Below are 4,015 nucleotides of genomic sequence, written 5' to 3' on the forward strand. Positions count from 1 at the left end.
CGGATAAGAGGCCATCAGCTACGCTCGCGGTAAAGCGTCGGTCATCAAAGAGGGCAATGACCTATGGGTCATTCAGTCATCACCAAAGATTCGCTTACCCTTGACGTCAAGACGAAAGACATCCGGCCGTGAGTAGTGGCCGGCGCTGTCCATCGCGGCCTTTGCGCCGCGGACGGCCGTCAAATCAATCTCGGCAAACAGAATTCCTTCTTCCCCATGAAGAGGTCCAGCGACGAATTCACCACGTGGATCAATGATGGCGCTGTCGCCGTTTTGCGTTGAATAGTAATCCCGGACATCCGACGGGATATCACTCTGGCTGTTAAAGCCCGCAACGCACATGACGTAGCAGGCGCCAGATGAGGCGAACGCGCGGGAATGAAGGTGCTGGCGCGGCCAAAAGCCTCCTGGTCCTTCCGGGGCAGAAGCCATTTCTTCTCCCGGCCAAAGCGCCATATGCAACTCCGTTCCCTGAGCCATCAGCGCAAAACAGGGCAAGGGCAAGATGTTCTCCCAGCAATTCAACGCGCTGATTCGGGCATAGCCGCGATCATAGACCGTAAGAGTGTCACCCGCTCCCTCGCCCCACTGCAGGCGTTCGCCGCCTGTGGGTTTCATTTTGCGATGCTTGCCAATGATTTCGCCTTCCCGGCCAATGAATAGAATTGTGCAATAGAGCGTCCCACGAGTGCGGGTGTCTCGCTCGACAACACCCATCACCACATCGATATCGTGCTCGCGTGCGGCTTCGCACAGGCGGTCCGTTGTCGGCGAGGGAACGTCTACAGCCTGTTCATTGTACCGGGCCGCAAAATTGAACCACTCGGGCCCATTCTCCTCGACCCAGCCGTGACCGCCATAACCGGTTAGCCAAGCTTCAGAAAATGCAACGATCCGGGCGCCTCCTTTTGCAGCCTCACCAATCAATCGGCACGCTTTCTCAGTCGCTTCCGTCCTTTTTAGAAAAAGCGGAGAAGCCTGCACGGCAGCAGCCTTGAAACTCTCACCCGGCATGATGGGTCTCCCGATTTATGAGCGCAAATCACGGTAAGGTCTTCGCCTAGGCTAGACAATTCCTCTACTGCTACGTCCGCTATTGGCTAGCAGCGGACAGCAAAAACGGATTGGATCGCTTGCGCTCATGAGCCAGTCTTGAACTCAGCCACGTTCGATCTGGAACAGGAAGCAGGTGACCGTCCGATGCCAAAAGGATATCTCGTAGTCTTTTATAGAGAAGCTGCAGCAGATGAAAACCTCGCCGCATATGCAGGGGAAGCAAAGGCTGCGATAGAGGCAATGGGCGGTAAATTCATTGCTCGGGGGATGCCGGTTAAAACATTCGAGGCCGGTCAAGTGGAGCGATCTGCGGTGGTCGAGTTTGAAAGCACGGACGCCGCAATTCGAGCATTTGAGAGCGATGTTTATCAAAAGGTTCTTCCGCGCCTTGGCGTGATGCGCGACATTCGGGTGATCGAGGGCACCTAGAAATCGAACCCCCCTGTCCGCTAATGGCTAGAAGCGGACATACGAGAATGTAAGCCAATTCTCGTCGCAAGGGTCAGACGTCCACCCCCGCAAGTCGGAAGCTTTCCAGCCAGTGCATCTTATCCTTGGGGTCGGCGCACATCCGCGCCTCAGATTTTGCGAACTGTACTGCATCAAAATTACGTGGGGCATTGGCCACTATGCTCTTAGCCTCATCAATACGCCCGAGACGCGCGAGGTTGGCAGCCTTCATAAGTTTGATGTAGTAGGGTGGGTCAATCAGCTGATCGAGAACTGACAAACTGCCCGAGTAGTCTCGCCTCATATGTTTTCCCTCGCTCAAGGCACAGAAGCAGCCAGGTGAAAGGCGTCTCTCGAGGGTGACCGCCCGTTCCAGCATTTTGACACCTTCGTCGTAGCGACCACAGCATGTGAGGATAAGACCTCGAATGATCAGGATCTCGCTGTCGCAGGCACTAACTTCTTGTGCGATGTTCGCATAGCGCAGAGCCTCGTCTGACTCTCCCAACATGAGCAGCGTCATTGCAGCGCGTTGCAGTATGAAGGGATCGCTCTTATCCAAGGAAAGCGCTTTACCCAAAGCATCGCGCGCTCGGCGGTCTACTTCTCTGTCAGGCAAGTCATGCCATTGGCTAAAGCCACTGTAGGCGTAGAAATACGCCACGTACGCATGCGCCCGGGCATAAGAGGGATCAATCTCAATGGCCTTTTTGGCAAATTCCAGCGCCTCTGATTCTCTCCCATCGCGCCATGCGAACCGAGCTTTGAGAAACAGTGCGTAGGCGGAGCCCGAAGCCTTCTGGTCACGTTGACGCTGCCGGTTCGCGGCTTCGTCTAAGTTGAAAGAAAGACGGGCGACAATTGCAGTGACTATCTCGTCCTGAAGTTCGAGAATTGCCGTTACCACACGATCGAAACGTTCAGCCCATGCAGTCTCCCCTGTAGTTGTATCTATGAGTTTTAAGGAAACGCGGACCGCGTCGTCTAAGAAGCGAACGCTTCCCTCAACTACAAAATCCGCGCTCAGATCGCGCCGTATGTCTTCTAAATTCACCTGCTGTCCCCGGTAGAGAGAACTGATCCTGTTCCCGATCACGAAGAGGTGCTTGTAGCGGGCCAACTCTGTTATCAAGTCCTCAGAAATTCCCTCCGCGAGCATCTGTCCCTCATCCCCGCCAGCAAGAGATTGGAGAGGGATCACGATCAAAGAAGTTCTTTGGTCACGCCAGGAAGCGATCAGGGGAATGCCACGGCTGAAGGATGGCTCTATCGGGCTCTCAGCTGCAGCAATCTGCTCATAGAGGGCCCTTGTTTCTGCCTCAGGCTTAATTCCAAGTTCATCGCGAAGAAGATTGCAGCACGCCTCAAACTGTCGCAGCGCTTGTTCACGCTCTCCTGCACGCAAAAGGGCTTTCATTAGAGTGCGGTGACTCGATTCTCTAAGCGGATCTAAGGTGAGCAACTTTCTCGCTGAAGCTACGGCCGCCGCTCCGGGCGTCTGATCCGATGCGCGTTCCAAAAGAGTAATCGCCTGGTCGTCAAGGTTCCGCCTCGCCTCTTCCAACCAGTTCTGAAAGCCAGGAGTACGAATTGAAAATTCGTCTAGTAGCGGACCGTTATAGAGCTCTAATGCCTCTTGGATTTTGTCTTGGCGGAGCTTCTCTTGAAATTTGGCTAAATCCACGGACACGGAATCTGGAATCAGGCGCAACATGTCTCGATCTGCTTCCAGCGCCTCCACGTCCAAGCTTTCAAACTCCTGCTTGAGGGAGTGAATAGCCTGCCGAAGGCTGTTTCGCGCCTGCTCCTCGCCTCGGTCTCCCCACAAGAGTGTTGCCAGCCGCTTTCTGCTGATGGGCTTGCCTGGCTCAACAGCTAGCAGCGCAAGGAGGGCACTTGTCTTGCTTGGGGTAGGCGTGTGGACGCTTCCATCCGCGGCGATCAACTCGAAGCGCCCCAGAAGCCTTATCTTCAGCCGTCTTTCAATCGATTTGGTCATCGAGAAACAAAGCCAAGTCGCCATAAGTCCAAAAAGATTATCACGGCTGAGAAGAATTCACGCAGCAAGCGTCACATTTAACGCCCCGTTTAACGCTGGGCTCCCGGCGTTTTCACGCTCGTGTTTTTACCATTGCCCAACTCAGATTTCAGTTCATGGGAGGCAATCATGTCCCGCTTCGACCTTTTGGATGAGTATTCAACCGTTGTGCAGCCGAACTTCTCACCTCGGAACCGCACTTTGCAGAAGAAGCCCAAGCTACGTGGGCGCATGCTCTTAAGCCTTCCGACGGCGATCGTTGGGGTGATCATTGCGGCCTTCCTCCTCTCATGATTCAGGGAGAGGAGTTCAAGTGGTACCCGTGAACCTTCTGGGAGAAGCCCCGTTTTTTCAGCTTCTGGCTAATAGCGGAAAGCCACTCAAGATGCTTCAACGCCTTCGCTCAATCTTGAACTTTCTCGATCAAGGTTCCCAGTCTCCTTGATGAGCCAATCGATCAACTCAGCGACC

4 protein-coding genes are annotated in these 4,015 nt (G+C 54.3%); 2 read left to right on the top strand and 2 right to left on the bottom strand.

Features of this window, described 5'->3' with window-relative positions:
- Positions 1-72 precede the first annotated feature (72 nt).
- Positions 73-1,014, bottom strand: a complete 942-nt coding sequence (locus P8X75_14760; protein ID MEJ1996441.1) for a carbon-nitrogen hydrolase family protein — start codon at positions 1,012-1,014, stop codon at positions 73-75.
- 138 nt (positions 1,015-1,152) lie between these two features.
- Here P8X75_14760 and P8X75_14765 point away from each other — a divergent pair, with 138 nt between their 5' ends.
- On the top strand, positions 1,153-1,485 hold the full coding sequence (locus P8X75_14765) for a DUF1330 domain-containing protein (GenBank protein ID MEJ1996442.1): 333 nt from the start codon (positions 1,153-1,155) through the stop codon (positions 1,483-1,485).
- Between the two features lie 73 nt (positions 1,486-1,558).
- Here the strand turns inward: P8X75_14765 and P8X75_14770 are convergent, their stop codons facing one another.
- The gene (locus P8X75_14770; GenBank protein ID MEJ1996443.1) at positions 1,559-3,505 is read right to left on the bottom strand and encodes a BTAD domain-containing putative transcriptional regulator; all 1,947 of its coding nucleotides are present in this window, start codon (positions 3,503-3,505) and stop codon (positions 1,559-1,561) included.
- A 168-nt stretch (positions 3,506-3,673) separates the two neighbouring features.
- On the opposite strand from P8X75_14770, the gene P8X75_14775 reads away from it, so the two are divergent.
- On the top strand, positions 3,674-3,838 hold the full coding sequence (locus tag P8X75_14775) for a hypothetical protein (protein ID MEJ1996444.1): 165 nt from the start codon (positions 3,674-3,676) through the stop codon (positions 3,836-3,838).
- Positions 3,839-4,015 lie beyond the last annotated feature (177 nt).

Source organism: Limibacillus sp., from assembly GCA_037379885.1.
Taxonomy (GTDB): domain Bacteria; phylum Pseudomonadota; class Alphaproteobacteria; order Kiloniellales; family CECT-8803; genus JARRJC01.